We start from the raw sequence: 14,629 nt of genomic DNA on the forward strand, positions 1-14,629 counted from the left end.
CGCACCCCTTCCGACGACGGCGATCGTCGGCATCGTCGAGCGCCGCTCGAGCGAGACCTTAGAGGTCGAGCACGAGCCGCGCCGGGTCCTCCAGCGCCTCCTTGACCCGCACGAGGAAGGTCACGGCCTCCTTCCCGTCGACGATGCGGTGGTCGTAGGACAGGGCCAGATACATCATCGGGCGCGCCTCGATCTTGCCGCCCCGCACGACCGGCCGCTCCTCGATGCGGTGCATGCCCAGAATGCCGGATTGCGGCGCGTTGAGGATCGGGGTCGACATCAGCGAGCCGTAGATGCCGCCGTTGGTGATCGTGAAGGTGCCGCCCTGCATCTCCTCGATCGAGAGCTTGCCCTCGCGTGCCTTCTTGCCGAAGCCCGAGATCTTCTTCTCGATGCCGGCGATCGACAGGTCGTCAGCGTCGCGCACCACCGGCACGACGAGGCCCTTGTCGGTGCCGACCGCGATGCCGATGTGGTAGTAGTTCTTGTAGACGAGATCCTGCCCGTCGATCTCGGCGTTGACCGCCGGCACGTCCTTGAGCGCGCCGATCACCGCCTTGGTGAAGAAGCCCATGAAGCCGAGCTTCGTCCCGTGCTTCTTCTCGAACACGTCCTTGTACTGCGAGCGGAGCGCCATCACGGCGCCCATGTCCACGTCGTTGAACGTGGTCAGCATCGCGGCGTTGTCCTGGGCGGACTTGAGGCGCTTGGCGATGGTCTGGCGGAGCTTCGTCATCCGCACCCGCTCCTCGCGGGCGGCGTCGTCCGGGGCGGACGGGGCGCGCGGGGGCGGCGGAGCCTTGGCTTCCTGAGCCGGGGCCTTGTCCCCTCCGGTCTGTCCGCCCTTGGCGATGGCGGCCAGCATGTCGCCCTTGGTGGCGCGGCCGTCCTTGCCGCTGCCGTTCAGCGAGGTCGGATCGACGCCGGATTCGCGGGCGAGCTTGGCGACCGCCGGGCCGCTCTCGTCGGCGCCGCGGCCCGCGGCGGCGGGCGGGGCGTCGCTATGGCTGCCGTAGGAGGCCGACGACTCTTGCGCCGGCTTCTCGGCCTTGGCGGGCTCGGCCTTGGTCCCGGCCGGCTCGGCGCTCTTCGGAGCCGCCTTGGCTTCGGACTTACCGGTCCCCTTGCCGCCCTCGACGATCGAACCCAGCACCGCGCCGGGCTCCACCGTCTCGCCGTCCTTCACCAGGATCTCGCCGAGTTCGCCCGCCGCCGGGGCGTTGACCTCCAGCGTGACCTTGTCGGTCTCCAGTTCCACCAAGGGCTCGTCGGCGGCGACCGTGTCGCCGGGCTTCTTGAACCAGCGGCCGATCGTGGCCTCGCTCACGGATTCGCCGAGCGTCGGGACGAGGATGTCGGTTGCCATGGTCTTGTCGCACCCCCTCGCAGGGGCCTCCTGTTCAGGATCGGGTGACGGCGGCGGGCCTCACGGCTGCCGCAGGATCAGGGATGGAACGGGCGCCGCCGCGTAGGCGAAGCCGGCCTGCGCGACGATGACGGGGTCGGCGTCGCCGAGGGCCAAGGCGGACGCCTCGTCCTCGGCCTCGACGAGGGCCAAGCCCCAGGTGTTTCCGGGCTCGAACACCGGGCCTACCGCGATCGCCCTCCCCTCCCCCGCTTGCGCGAGCCAGTAGGCCGCGTGCTCGGAGAAGAGCGCCTTCTCGGCCTCCGTCGCGTCGAACGGGAAGCTCGGACGCGGCGGGGTCAGGCGGAGGAGGAAATAGGGCATCGCCGTCAGACTCAGGTCGCCAGCGCCTCGTTGAGGAAGGCCTGGAGCTGGGCGACGTGCTTCGACATCAGGCCGACCGCGGTCGAGGCCGAGGCCGGGCGACCGACATAGCGCGCCCGCTTCGAGGCCGAGCCCGCCTGCCCCAGTACCCAGTCGAGATAGGGATCGACGAATGACCACGAGCCCATGTTCTTGGGCTCCTCCTGGCACCACACCACCTCGGCGTTGCGGAACCGGGTCATCTCGTTGGCGAGCGCCTTGAGCGGGAACGGGTAGAGCTGCTCGACGCGCATCAGGTAGACGTCGTTGACGCCGCGCTTCTCGCGCTCGTCGTAAAGGTCGTAATAGACCTTGCCCGAGCACAGCACGACGCGGCGGATCTTGTCGTCGCGCACCAGCTTGACGCCCGACTCGTCGTGCTCGGCGTCGTCCCACAGGATGCGGTGGAAGGTCGAGCCCTCGGCGATGTCCTCGATCTTCGACACCGCCCGCTTGTGGCGCAGCAGCGACTTCGGGGTCATCAGCACGAGCGGCTTGCGGAACTCGCGCTTCAGCTGGCGCCGCAGGATGTGGAAGTAGTTGGCCGGGGTCGAGCAGTTGGCGACCTGCATGTTGTCCTCGGCGCACATCTGCAGATAGCGCTCCAGACGGGCGGAGGAGTGCTCCGGTCCCTGGCCCTCGTAGCCGTGCGGCAGCAGCAGCACGAGGCCGGACATGCGCAGCCACTTGCGCTCACCGGACGAGATGAACTGGTCGATCACGACCTGCGCGCCGTTGGCGAAGTCGCCGAACTGCGCCTCCCACAGCACGAGCGCGTTCGGCTCGGCGAGCGAATAACCGTACTCGAAGCCGAGCACCGCCTCCTCGGAGAGCATCGAGTTGATGACCTCCAGGATCGCCTGGCCTTCCTTGACGGAGTTCAGCGGCGTGTAGCGCTGCTCGTTCTCCTGATCGATCACCACCGCGTGGCGCTGCGAGAAGGTGCCGCGCTCCACGTCCTGGCCGGACAGGCGGACGCGATGGCCCTCCGTGAGCAGCGTGCCGAAGGCCAGCGCCTCGGCCGTCGCCCAATCGATGCCCACACCGGTCTCGACCGCCTTGGCGCGGTTGTCGAAGAAGCGCTGGATCGTGCGGTGCAGGTGGAAGCCGGGCGGCGGCGTGGTGAGGCGCTTGGCGATGTCGCGCAGCGTCTCGGCGGGCACGCCGGTGCGGCCGCGGCGGGGATCGTCCACATCCTCGCGCACCGCTTGGAAGCCGGACCAGCGGCCGTCGAGCCAGTCGGCCTTGTTGGCCTTGTAGCCGCCGGCGCCGTCCAGCTCGCCCTCCAGCAGGGCGCGGAATTCGGCCTTGCGGGCGTCGAGCTGCTCCTGGGTGAGATCGCCGTTGGCGACGAGCTTCTTGCCGTAGGTCTGCAGCGCGGTCGGGTGCTTGCGGATGTGCTGGTACATCTTCGGCTGGGTGAAGGCCGGCTCGTCGCCCTCGTTGTGGCCGAAGCGGCGGTAGCACAGCATGTCGATCACGACCGGCTTGCCGAATTTTTGGCGGTACTCGGTCGCGACCTTCGCCGCGAAGGTAACCGCTTCGGGATCATCGCCGTTGCAGTGGAAAATGGGCGCCTCGACCATCTTCGCCACGTCTGACGGGTAGGGCGAGGAGCGCGAGAACCGCGGGTCGGTGGTGAAGCCGATCTGGTTGTTGATGATGAAGTGAATCGAGCCGCCGGTGCGGTGGCCCTTCAGGCCCGACAGCCCGAAGCACTCGGCCACCACGCCCTGGCCGGCAAACGCCGCATCGCCGTGGATGAGGAGCGGCAGCACCCGGCGGCGCTCGACGTTGGGCTTGGCCTTCTGGTCCTGCTTCGCCCGCACCTTCCCCAGCACCACCGGATCGACGATCTCGAGGTGGGACGGGTTGGCGGTGAGCGAGAGGTGGACGTTGTTGTCGTCGAAGGTGCGGTCGGACGAGGCGCCGAGATGGTACTTCACGTCGCCCGAGCCCTCGACCTCGGCCGGTGAGGACGAGCCGCCCTTGAACTCGTGGAACACCGCGCGGAACGGCTTGGCCATCACGTTGGTGAGCACGTTCAGCCGGCCACGATGGGCCATGCCGAGCACGATCTCCTCGACGCCGAGCGCGCCGCCGCGCTTGATGATCTGCTCCATGGCCGGGACCATCGATTCGCCGCCGTCGAGGCCGAAGCGCTTGGTGCCGGTGTATTTGAGGTCCAGAAACTTCTCGAAGCCTTCCGCCTCGATCAGCTTGTTGAGGATCGCCCGACGGCCCTCGGGCGTAAAGGAAATTTCCTTGTCCTTGCCCTCGATGCGCTCCTGAATCCATGCCTTCTCCTCGGGATCGGAGATGTGCATGAACTCGACGCCGAGCGTATGGCAGTAGGTCCGCTCCAGGATCGCGACGATCTCGCGGATCGTCGAGAACTCCATGCCGAGCACGTTGTCGAGGAAGATCTTGCGGTCCCAGTCGCTATCCTGGAAGCCGTAATGCTGCGGGTGCAGCTCCTCGTGGTCGCCGCGCGGGGCGAGGCCCAGCGGATCGAGCTTGGCGTGGAGGTGGCCGCGCATGCGGTAGGCGCGGATCAGCATGATCGCGCGCACGGAATCCTTGGTCGCCTGCTCGACCGAGACGCCGGTCGCCGCCACGATCGCAGCGCCCTTGGCGGAATCGCCGGGCTTGCCGGCCCGCGCCTGGATCTTTTCGCCGATCGCTTTCTCGAGCGCGCCCCAATTGCCGTCGAGCGCCGAGACGATCTCGCCGTTGAGCGGCACCGGCCAGTTCGGCTTTTCCCAGGAGGCGCCCTCGGCGTTCTTCTTCACCAGGGCGTCATCCTCGCCAAGTTCGGCGAAGAACTTCTGCCACTGCGGATCGACCGAATTCGGGTCGCGGGCATAGGCCGCCTGAAGCTCCTCGATCCACGCGGCGTTGGCGCCGTAGAGGAAGGAGGTTTCGAGAAGCGCTTCGTTCGCGTCCTGGCGTGCCATGGCTGCCTGTCCTGTCCGCTCGGGCGGCCCGCGCTTCAGGCGAGCGGCCACGGTGCAAGTCCGATCCGGCGCGCCATCCGTCGCGGGAACCTAGAACCCCGCGTCGCGCCTCCGGATGGGGCCGGGGCACGAATGCGCCCCGGCGATGTCTCTCATATGGGTGGCGCGCGTTTGCGTGCGGTGCAACACAGCCGCGCGGAACCCCGTTACAGACCCGATCAACCCTTCAGCACTTCGACGAGGGTGCGGCCGAGCCGGGCCGGCGAGGGCGAGACGCGGATGCCCGCGGCCTCCATCGCCGCGATCTTGTCCTCGGCGCCGCCCTTGCCGCCGGAGATGATGGCGCCGGCGTGCCCCATGCGGCGGCCCGGAGGTGCCGTGCGGCCGGCGATGAAGCCGACCATGGGCTTCTTGCGCCCGCGCTTGGCCTCGTCGGCCAGGAACTGCGCCGCCTCTTCCTCGGCCGAGCCGCCGATCTCACCGATCATCACGATCGACTGGGTCTTCTCGTCGGCGAGGAACAGCTCCAGCATCGCGATGAACTCGGTGCCCTTCACCGGATCGCCGCCGATGCCGACCGCGGTGGTCTGGCCGAGGCCCTCCATCGTGGTCTGGAACACCGCCTCGTAGGTCAGCGTGCCGGAGCGCGAGACGATGCCGACATTGCCCGGCTTGAAGATGTTGGCCGGCATGATGCCGATCTTCGACTCGCCCGCCGTGACGACGCCGGGGCAGTTCGGGCCGATGAGCCGCGACTTCGAGCCCTCCAGCGCCCGCTTCACCCGCACCATGTCGAGCACCGGAATGCCCTCCGTGATGCAGACGATCAGCGGGATTTCCGCCGCGATCGCCTCGCAGATCGCGTCCGCGGCTCCGGGCGGCGGCACGTAGACGACGGAGGCGTCGGCGCCGGTGGCCTCGCGGGCCTCGGCGACGGTGTCGAACACCGGCAGGTTCAGGTGCGTCGAGCCGCCCTTCCCCGGCGAGGTGCCGCCGACCATCTTGGTGCCGTAGGCGATGGCCTGCTCGGAGTGGAAGGTGCCGTTCTTGCCGGTGAAGCCCTGGCAGATGACCTTCGTGTTCTTGTCGATCAGGATGGACATCGGTCAGCTCAGCCCTTCTTCACCGCGGCGACGATCTTCTGTGCGGCGTCGTCGAGATCGTCCGCGGGGATCACGTTGAGGCCCGAGCCCCGGATGATCGCCTTGCCCTCCTCGACGTTGGTGCCCTCCAGGCGCACCACCAGCGGGACTTCGAGGCCGACCGCCTTCACCGCCGCGATCACGCCACGGGCGATGACGTCGCACTTCATGATCCCGCCGAAGATGTTGACGAGGATGCCCTTCACCTGCGGGTCGGCGGTGATGATCTTGAACGCCGCCGTTACCTTCTCTTCCGAGGCGCCGCCGCCGACATCGAGGAAGTTGGCCGGCTCCTCGCCGTAGAGCTTGATGATGTCGAGCGTCGCCATCGCCAGCCCGGCGCCGTTGACCATGCAGCCGATGGTGCCGTCGAGCGCGATGTAGGCGAGGTCGTACTTGGAGGCCTCGATCTCCTTGGCGTCCTCTTCGGTCTCGTCGCGCAGCGCGACGATATCCGCGTGCCGGTAGAGGGCGTTGGAATCGAAGGAGATCTTGGCGTCGAGGCACTTGAGATGGCCGTCGCCGGTGAGCACCAGCGGGTTGATCTCCAGCATGCTCATGTCCTTGGCGACGAACGCCGTGTAGAGCTTGGTGGCGAGATCGCCCGCTTCCTTGGCCTGTGGGCCGGAGAGCCCGAGCGCCTTGGCGACGGCGCGGCCGTGATGGGGCATGATGCCGGTGGCCGGATCGACCGAGAAGGTCACGATCTTCTCCGGCGTGTCGTGGGCGACCTGCTCGATGTCCATGCCGCCCTCGGTCGAGACCACGAAGGCGACCTGTCCGGTCTCGCGATCGACCAGCATCGACAGGTAGAACTCGGCGGCGATGGACGCGCCTTCCTCGATGTAGAGGCGGTTGACCTGCTTGCCGGCGGGGCCGGTCTGGATCGTCACCAGGGTCTCGCCCAGCATCTCGCGGGCGAACTGCACCACCTCGTCCTTCGACTTGGTGACGCGCACGCCGCCCTTGGCGCCCTCGGGCGCGCCCTTGAAGGTGCCCTTGCCGCGCCCGCCCGCATGGATCTGGCTCTTCACCACCCAGACCGGGCCGCCGAGTTCGTCGGCGGCGGCGGCGGCCTCCTCCGGCTTGAAGATCGGCACGCCGCGCGAGACGGGCAGGCCGAACTCCTTGAGGACCGCCTTGGCTTGGTATTCGTGAATGTTCATCGTTACCTCCCGGAGCGAGTAGCGAGTGTCGAATAGCCTAGGCGAGAGGCGACGGCCCGGGCGGGCCTGCTCCTCGCCATTCGCTCTTCGCTCGTCTTACGCGAGCTTCTCGTTGATGCCCTGGCAGGCGGCGATCAGGCCCTTCACGGCGCCGACCGACTTCTCGAACATCGCCTTCTCGTCGTCGTTGAAGGTGACTTCGAGGACGCGCTCGACGCCGCTCTCGCCGATCACCACCGGCACGCCGACATAGAGGCCGTCCACGCCGTACTCGCCCGAGAGGTAGGCGGCGCAGGGCAGGACGCGCTTCTTGTCGCGCAGGTAGCTCTCGGCCATGGCGATGGCGGAAGCCGCGGGCGCGTAGAAGGCCGAGCCGGTCTTGAGCAGGTTGACGATCTCGCCGCCGCCTTTCCGGGTGCGCTCGACCATGGCGTCGAGCTTCTCTTGCGTGGTCCAGCCGAGCTTGACCAGATCGGTCAGCGGCACGCCGGCCACCGTCGAGTAGCGGGTGAGCGGCACCATGTCGTCGCCGTGGCCGCCGAGCACGAAGGCGGTCACGTCCTCGACCGACACGCCGAACTCTTCGGCCAGGAAGTGGCGGAAGCGGGCGGAATCGAGCACGCCGGCCATGCCGACGACCTTGTTGGTGGGAAGCCCCGAGAATTTCTGCAGCGCCCACACCATCGCGTCGAGCGGGTTGGTGATGCAGATGACGAAGGCGTCGGGCGCGTGCTCCTTAATGCCGTTGCCGACGGCTTCCATGACCTTGAGGTTGATGCCGATCAGGTCGTCGCGGCTCATGCCGGGCTTGCGCGGCACGCCGGCGGTGACGATCACCACGTCGGCCCCGGCGATCGCGGAATAGTCGCTGGCGCCGGAATACTTGGCGTCGAAGCCATCGACGGGGGCGGATTCGGCGATGTCGAGCGCCTTGCCCTGGGGCACGCCGTCGACGATGTCGAACAGCACGACGTCGCCCAGTTCCTTCAGGCCCGCGAGGTGGGCGAGGGTGCCGCCGATCTGTCCGGCGCCGATGAGGGCGATCTTGCTGCGTGCCATGATGGGTTCGCCTCCGGTCGAAATTCGTGACGGTTCGGGCCTGCCCCGTAATCCTCGGATGCTGCGGTGCGGCCGAACCTTTGCCGATCAACGCTGATGCGGCCGGTGTTTGGCCGAAAAGCCACAGGCCTTCAACCCGACCAACGGGTGGATAAGCAGGGGACGGGCCAGACCGACAAAAGCGGCGGGCACCGCCACGCAATAGAAAAACCGATATTTTTCAGTATCTTGCCGAACCACGTCGGGCCGAAGTGCAGCCGGCAAGGCGTCGGTGACACAAAACCGTGTCTGTCAGTCGCGGTGGGCGGCGTGCTTCGCAGCGCAGCGCCCTGCCTCAAAAAGTGCCGGTGCGGAGCGCCCGCTGGATCGACTGGATGACCGCGCCGAGGCGCGCGTCGAGCAGGTCGCGCGGCACGTCCGAATCGTGCTGGATCGCCACCGGATGGGTGAAGCGGTAGCTCGCGTCGAAAATCACCGCGATGGCCCGCTCGCGGTCGCGGGCGGCGAACACGCCGGTGCCGATCCCCTCCTCGACGATCCGCTCCACCAGTGCCCGCAGCCGTACCCGGTGGCGCCGGGCGATCGGACGCGCGGCCACCGCGGCGTCGAGATGGACGGCGAAGAGATGCGGCTCGCGCACCAGCATCTCGCTCTGCGCGGTGGCGAGCGCGCCGAGGAAGCGCTCGATCTTGTCGTCTGCGGGGTCCGGCGCGTCGGCGATGTCGGCGAGTTCCGTCTCCAACTCGCGCAGCCAGCGCCCGGCCACCGCGTCGAGCAACGCGTCCTTCGAGGGAAAGTAGCGGTAGACGTTGGCGTGGGTCATGCCGGCTTCCGCCGCCACCGCCACCACGGTGACGCGCTTCGGCCCGAGCCGGGCGAGGTGCTCGCTGGCAATGGCCAGGAGCCGCGCATCGGTCGAGATCGGCGTCGGTCTTGCTCGGGCGGCGGGCCCGCTGAGACGCGGAGAGCGCGGATGGCTCCCCCTTGGATCGGGTCCCGACGGGACCGTCTCGCTGTCGCTGTCGTTCAGGGTGAAGGGGAGGGAAACGTTTCCGAACGGCAGCATGATGTCCCGGGCACGATGCGACAAGCGTGGGGGCACTCGACCGAAGCCGGTCGAGAGCGGTGCCGTCCCACGCACGCGAGACCCTTCCCGTACGCGCCGCGCTTGGCAAGCCCGTTCGGGCCAGGAATCGGTGCGAAGACTGCGCTCTTTTCGCGCAAAAGCTGCGGCGGGCCTCCCCGCGGGGCTTCCGGCGGCCTGTGCGGCACTGTACCGGGACGGCTTCGCCGCCCCGGCAAAACCGTCTATGACCGCCCGATGACCGTCCCCGAGACGTCGGCCTTTCCGCCCGGCGAACCGATCGAAGCGCGCCTGCGCCGTGGCCTCGGGGCCCGGTCGATCGTGCTCGTCGGCCTGATGGGCGCGGGCAAGAGCACGGTCGGGCGCCGCCTCGCCTCGCGCCTCGGCCTGATGTTCAAGGACGCCGATCACGAGATCGAGGCCGCGGCCAAGCTCACCATCGCGGACATCTTCGCGATCTACGGCGAGGCGAGCTTTCGCGAAGGGGAAGAGCGGGTGATCGCCCGCCTGCTGCGCGAGGGGCCGATGGTGCTGGCCACCGGCGGCGGCGCTTTCATGCGCGAGGCCACCCGCGCACGGATCGCCGAGGGCGGCATCTCGGTCTGGCTCAAGGCCGACCTCGAAGTGCTGATGCGCCGGGTGCGCAAGCGCAACACCCGCCCCCTCCTCCAGACCGAGGACCCCGAGGCGACGATGCGCGCCCTGATGGAGGTGCGCCATCCGATCTATGCCGGGGCCGACCTCACGGTGCTCTCCCGCGACGTGTCGCACGACCGGGTGATGCAGGACGTGATGGAGGCCCTCGACCTCCACATGAACCCGTCCGCCCCCCGCCCGAGTTCCGCCATGTCACAACCTATGCGTGTCAACGTTCCGCTCAACCAGGGCCGCGACTACGACATCCGCATCGGCCGCGGCCTGCTCGACGAGATCGGCATCGAGGCCCGCGACCTCGGCGCGCGCGCCGCTGGCATCGTCACCGACGAGACCGTGGCCGGGCTCTACGGCGAGCGGGTCAAGGCGAGCCTGGAGGCGGCGGGCCTGCGCTGCGGCCTCATCATGGTCCCGCCGGGCGAGGCGTCCAAGAGTTATGCGGAGTTCGCCCGCGTCTGCGACGGCCTGCTGTCCCAGAAAATCGAGCGCGGCGATCTGGTCGTGGCCTTGGGCGGCGGCGTCGTCGGCGACCTCGCGGGCTTCGCCGCGGCAAGCCTGCGCCGCGGCGTGCGCTTCATCCAGGCGCCGACAACGCTGCTCTCGCAAGTTGATTCCTCGGTCGGCGGCAAGACCGGCATCAACTCCCCACTCGGAAAAAACCTGATCGGCGCGTTCCACCAGCCGCGCCTCGTGCTCGCCGACACCGCGACCCTCGATACCCTCTCCGAGCGCGAGATGCGGGCCGGCTATGCCGAGGTGGCGAAGTACGGCCTGATCGGCGATTCCGACTTCTTCGAATGGTGCGAGGCCCACTGGTCCGGCATCTTTTCGGGTGGCCCGGAGCGCGACGAGGCGGTCGCCCGCTGCTGCCGCTCCAAGGCCGGCGTGGTGGTGCGCGACGAGCGCGAGGACGGCGAGCGGGCGCTGCTCAACCTCGGCCACACCTTCGGCCACGCCCTGGAGCGGCTGACCGCTTACGACTCCGCCCGCCTCGTCCACGGCGAGGGCGTCGCCATCGGGCTGGCGCTCGCCTTCCGCTTCTCGGCCCGCCTCGGCCTCTGCCCCGGCCAGGACGCCGGCCGCGTCGCCAACCACCTCGCGCTCGCCGGCCTGCCGACCCGCCTGCAACAGGTGCCGGGCGGCGCGGGCGATCCCGACGCGCTCCTCGACGCCATGGCCCAGGACAAGAAGGTCCGCGACGGCCGCCTCACCTTCATCCTGGCCCGCGGCATCGGCCAGAGCTTCATCGCGCCGGATATCGACGGGGCGGAGGTGCGGGCGTTCCTGGAGGACGAACTGCGGGGGTGAGAGCCTTTCGGCTCAGACGCGCTTCAACCGTCTCCCGAAGATCGCGGTCCCGACGCGCACATGCGTCGCCCCCATCTGGATCGCCGCCGGGTAATCCGCGCTCATCCCCATCGACAGGATCGGCAGCCCCTGCTCCCGGGCGATCCGCGCCAGCAGCGCGAAATGCGGAGACGGCGGATCCTCGGCGGGCGGGATGCACATCAGCCCGTGGATCGCGAGCCCGTGGGTATCGCGGCACTCGGCGAGCAGCGTCTCGACCTGATCGGGCGCGACGCCGGCCTTCTGCGCCTCGTCGCCGGTGTTGACCTGGATCAGGAGCTTCGGCGCCCGCCCCACCCGGTCGATTTCTTTTGCCAGGGCTGCGGCGAGGGAGAGCCGGTCGAGGGAGTGGATCACGTCGAACAGCGCCACCGCCTCGCGCGCCTTGTTCGATTGCAGCGGGCCCACAAAATGCAGCTCGGTGTCGGGAAATCTCTCCTTCAGCGCCGGCCACTTAGCGACCGATTCCTGCACGTAGTTCTCGCCGAACAATCGCTGCCCGGCCTCCAGGGCCGGCAGGATGCCCTCGGCGGGCACGGTCTTCGAGATCGCGATGAGATGGACGCTTGCGGAATCGCGCTCGTTGTCCTCGGCGGCGCGGCGGATGCCGGCCTGCACTTCAGCCAATCCCGCGGCGACGTCGGCCTCGCCGACGGGGGGGAGGGTGTCGAGGGATGTCGGGTGTTCGCTCATGCGCTTGTCCTGGGGCGGGGGCCGCCGGAGTTCAAGGCACCCCCACCCTTTCGTTGACCCGCGGCAGCCCGGATATGCTAGGTGCCGGGCCACGCGGGCGGCGGCCCTCACGGCCCCGCCCTCCCCGGCTGATCCTGGCGCCCTGCATGACCGACACCGCACACCCCGCCCCGAGCCTCGAGCGCTACAACGCCAAGGATGCCGAACCGCGCTGGCAGCGGGCCTGGGACGAGGCGCGGCTGTTCGAGACGAAGAACGACGATCCCCGCCCGAAATACTACGTGCTGGAGATGTTCCCCTATCCGTCGGGGCGCATCCATATCGGCCACGTGCGCAACTACGCCATGGGCGACGTGGTGGCCCGCTACAAGCGCGCCAGGGGTCACAACGTGCTCCACCCGATGGGCTGGGACGCCTTCGGCCTGCCGGCCGAGAACGCCGCGATGGAGCGCAAGGTCAACCCGCGGGAGTGGACCTACGCCAACATCGCCACCATGCGTGGCCAGTTGCAGAGCATGGGCCTGTCGCTCGACTGGAGCCGCGAGATCGCGACCTGCGATCCGGACTATTACAAGCACCAGCAGCGCATGTTCCTCGACTTCCTCGACAAGGGGCTGGTCACGCGCCGCACGGCGAAGGTGAACTGGGATCCGGTCGATCACACCGTGCTCGCCAACGAGCAGGTCATCGACGGCCGCGGTTGGCGCTCGGGCGCGCTGGTGGAACAGCGTGAGCTGACCCAGTGGTTTTTTCGGATCACCGACTTCGCCCAGGACCTCAGCGACGCCCTCGACGGGCTGGAGCGCTGGCCGGAAAAGGTCCGGCTGATGCAGAAGAACTGGATCGGCCGCTCGGAGGGCCTGGAGGTGCGCTTCGCGCTGGCCGCCCCCTTCGCCGGCACCGAGGAGTTGACGGTCTACACCACGCGGCCCGACACCCTGTTCGGCGCGAAGTTTTTGGCGATCTCGGTCGATCACCCGCTGGCCAAGGCATTGGCCGAGAGCGGCCCGGACACGGACGGCCTGCAAAAGTTCGCGGAGGAATGCCGCCGCATCGGCACCGCGCAGGAGGCGATCGATACGGCCGAAAAGCTCGGCTTCGACACCGGCCTCACCGTGCGCCACCCCCTCGACCCGTCCTGGGAATTGCCGGTCTACGTCGCGAACTTCGTGTTGATGGAATACGGCACCGGCGCCGTGTTCGGCTGCCCGGCCCACGACCAGCGCGACCTCGACTTCGCCAACAAGTACGGCCTCGGCAACACGCCCGTCGTCTGCCCCGAGGGGCAAAACCCCGAAGACTTCGTCATCACCGACACCGCCTATGACGGGGACGGGCGGATGATCCATTCGCGTTTCCTCGACGGGATGAGCACCGACGACGCCTTCCGCACCGTTGCCGACCGCCTGGAAGCCGAGACGCTGAACGGCGCCCCCGTCGCGCGGCGAAAAGTGCAGTTCCGCCTGCGCGACTGGGGCGTCTCGCGCCAGCGCTACTGGGGCTGCCCGATCCCGATCATCCACTGCGAGTCCTGCGGCCCCGTCCCCGTGCCGGTGGCCGACCTGCCGGTGCGGCTGCCCGACGAGGTGTCGTTCGACCAGCCGGGCAACCCGCTGGAACGCGACCACGCGTGGCGCAACGTCCCCTGCCCCCGCTGCGGCGCGGCGGCCCGGCGCGAGACCGACACGATGGACACCTTCGTCGATTCGTCCTGGTACTACGCCCGCTTCACCGCGCCCTGGCTCACGGAGGCCCCGACCGACCGCAAGACCGTCGATCACTGGCTCGCGGTCGATCAGTATATCGGCGGCGTCGAGCACGCGATCCTGCACCTGCTCTACTCGCGCTTCTTCATGCGGGCGATGCAGGCGACCGGCTGGGCCGGCATCGCGGAGCCGTTCGCCGGCCTGTTCACCCAGGGCATGGTGGTCCACGAGACCTACAAGGACGAAGGCGGCGCCTGGGTGCCGCCCGCCGACATCCGCTTCGAGACGGAAGCCGGACAGCGCAAGGCGTTTCACGTGAAAACCGGTGGGCCGATCGAGATCGGCCCGACGGAAAAGATGTCGAAGTCGAAGAAGAACGTCGTTGATCCCGACGACATCATCGCCAGCTACGGCGCCGACACCGCCCGCTGGTTCATGCTCTCCGACTCTCCCCCTGAGCGCGACGTGATCTGGACCGAAGAGGGCGTGCAGGGCGCCGCGCGCTTCGTGCAGCGCGTCTGGCGCCTCGTCCACGGCGCAGCGGCCGCGAGCGGGCAAGGCGGAGCGGCCGACGCCGGTGTGCGCAAGGCGGCCCACAAGGCGCTCGCGGCGGTCGGCGAGGATGTCGAGCGCCTGCGCTTCAACCGCTGCGTCGCCCACATCTACACGCTGGCCAACGCCCTCGACGAAGCCCTGCGCGGCGGCGCCTCATCCGCAGCGGCGGGGGAGGCGGCCCGCATTCTCGTCCAGCTCATCGCCCCGATGATGCCCCACCTCGCCGAGGAATCCTGGCGTGTGCTCGGAGGCCAGGGCCTCGTCGCCGAGGCGCCCTGGCCCGAGGCCGACGCGGCGCTCTTGGTCGAGGACGAGATCACCTTGCCCGTCCAGATCAACGGCAAGAAGCGCGCCGACGTGACGGTGCCGCGCGATGCCGACAAGGACGCGGTCGAGGCCGCGACGCTGGCGCTCGACGCCGTGCAGAAGGTACTGGAAGGCCGTGCCCCGAAGAAGGTGATCGTGGTGCCGGGGCGGATCGTGAACCTCGTGGTCTAG

The 14,629-nt window shown here is 68.7% G+C and carries 10 protein-coding genes; 2 read left to right on the plus strand and 8 right to left on the minus strand.

Annotated features, from left to right (window positions below):
* Positions 1-58 precede the first annotated feature (58 nt).
* From odhB to ASG52_RS21700, 7 genes are all read right to left on the minus strand, one after another.
* On the minus strand, positions 59-1,366 hold the full coding sequence (gene odhB / locus ASG52_RS21670; RefSeq protein ID WP_056247699.1) for a 2-oxoglutarate dehydrogenase complex dihydrolipoyllysine-residue succinyltransferase: 1,308 nt from the start codon (positions 1,364-1,366) through the stop codon (positions 59-61).
* A gap of 60 nt (positions 1,367-1,426) precedes the next feature.
* On the minus strand, positions 1,427-1,729 hold the full coding sequence (locus ASG52_RS21675) for a YciI family protein (protein ID WP_056247700.1): 303 nt from the start codon (positions 1,727-1,729) through the stop codon (positions 1,427-1,429).
* Between the two features lie 11 nt (positions 1,730-1,740).
* Positions 1,741-4,725 (minus strand): 2-oxoglutarate dehydrogenase E1 component, encoded by a 2,985-nt coding sequence (locus ASG52_RS21680; protein WP_056247702.1) that lies wholly within the window; start codon positions 4,723-4,725, stop codon positions 1,741-1,743.
* Between the two features lie 218 nt (positions 4,726-4,943).
* Positions 4,944-5,828 carry a succinate--CoA ligase subunit alpha gene (gene sucD / locus ASG52_RS21685; RefSeq protein WP_056247705.1) on the minus strand — a complete coding sequence of 295 codons (885 nt, stop codon included), beginning with the start codon at positions 5,826-5,828 and terminating at the stop codon, positions 4,944-4,946.
* An 8-nt stretch (positions 5,829-5,836) separates the two neighbouring features.
* On the minus strand, positions 5,837-7,033 hold the full coding sequence (gene sucC / locus ASG52_RS21690; RefSeq protein ID WP_056247707.1) for an ADP-forming succinate--CoA ligase subunit beta: 1,197 nt from the start codon (positions 7,031-7,033) through the stop codon (positions 5,837-5,839).
* 96 nt (positions 7,034-7,129) lie between these two features.
* The gene (gene mdh, locus ASG52_RS21695) at positions 7,130-8,092 is read right to left on the minus strand and encodes a malate dehydrogenase (RefSeq protein WP_056247709.1); all 963 of its coding nucleotides are present in this window, start codon (positions 8,090-8,092) and stop codon (positions 7,130-7,132) included.
* 334 nt (positions 8,093-8,426) lie between these two features.
* On the minus strand, positions 8,427-9,158 hold the full coding sequence (locus ASG52_RS21700; RefSeq protein WP_056247711.1) for a TetR family transcriptional regulator: 732 nt from the start codon (positions 9,156-9,158) through the stop codon (positions 8,427-8,429).
* A gap of 255 nt (positions 9,159-9,413) precedes the next feature.
* On the opposite strand from ASG52_RS21700, the gene aroB reads away from it, so the two are divergent.
* Positions 9,414-11,138, plus strand: a complete 1,725-nt coding sequence (aroB, locus tag ASG52_RS26690) for a 3-dehydroquinate synthase (protein ID WP_082552681.1) — start codon at positions 9,414-9,416, stop codon at positions 11,136-11,138.
* Between the two features lie 12 nt (positions 11,139-11,150).
* On the opposite strand, the gene ASG52_RS21710 is transcribed toward aroB, so the two are convergent.
* Complete coding sequence (locus ASG52_RS21710) at positions 11,151-11,870, minus strand: YggS family pyridoxal phosphate-dependent enzyme (RefSeq protein WP_056247713.1); 720 nt, start codon at positions 11,868-11,870, stop codon at positions 11,151-11,153.
* Between the two features lie 146 nt (positions 11,871-12,016).
* Between ASG52_RS21710 and leuS the strand changes: the two genes are divergently transcribed.
* Positions 12,017-14,629 carry a leucine--tRNA ligase gene (leuS, locus tag ASG52_RS21715; RefSeq protein ID WP_056247715.1) on the plus strand — a complete coding sequence of 871 codons (2,613 nt, stop codon included), beginning with the start codon at positions 12,017-12,019 and terminating at the stop codon, positions 14,627-14,629.

The sequence above is a fragment of the Methylobacterium sp. Leaf456 genome (assembly GCF_001425465.1).
Taxonomy (GTDB): domain Bacteria; phylum Pseudomonadota; class Alphaproteobacteria; order Rhizobiales; family Beijerinckiaceae; genus Methylobacterium.

Coding starts and splice junctions, on each gene's coding strand:
- ASG52_RS21680 (WP_056247702.1), bottom strand. CDS start 4,725: ATGGCACGCCAGGACGCGAACGAAGCGCTTCTCGAAACCTCCTTCCTC.
- ASG52_RS21675 (WP_056247700.1), bottom strand. CDS start 1,729: ATGCCCTATTTCCTCCTCCGCCTGACCCCGCCGCGTCCGAGCTTCCCG.
- sucD (WP_056247705.1), bottom strand. CDS start 5,828: ATGTCCATCCTGATCGACAAGAACACGAAGGTCATCTGCCAGGGCTTC.
- odhB (WP_056247699.1), bottom strand. CDS start 1,366: ATGGCAACCGACATCCTCGTCCCGACGCTCGGCGAATCCGTGAGCGAG.
- sucC (WP_056247707.1), bottom strand. CDS start 7,033: ATGAACATTCACGAATACCAAGCCAAGGCGGTCCTCAAGGAGTTCGGC.
- leuS (WP_056247715.1), top strand. CDS start 12,017: ATGACCGACACCGCACACCCCGCCCCGAGCCTCGAGCGCTACAACGCC.
- ASG52_RS21710 (WP_056247713.1), bottom strand. CDS start 11,870: ATGAGCGAACACCCGACATCCCTCGACACCCTCCCCCCCGTCGGCGAG.
- mdh (WP_056247709.1), bottom strand. CDS start 8,092: ATGGCACGCAGCAAGATCGCCCTCATCGGCGCCGGACAGATCGGCGGC.
- aroB (WP_082552681.1), top strand. CDS start 9,414: ATGACCGTCCCCGAGACGTCGGCCTTTCCGCCCGGCGAACCGATCGAA.
- ASG52_RS21700 (WP_056247711.1), bottom strand. CDS start 9,158: ATGCTGCCGTTCGGAAACGTTTCCCTCCCCTTCACCCTGAACGACAGC.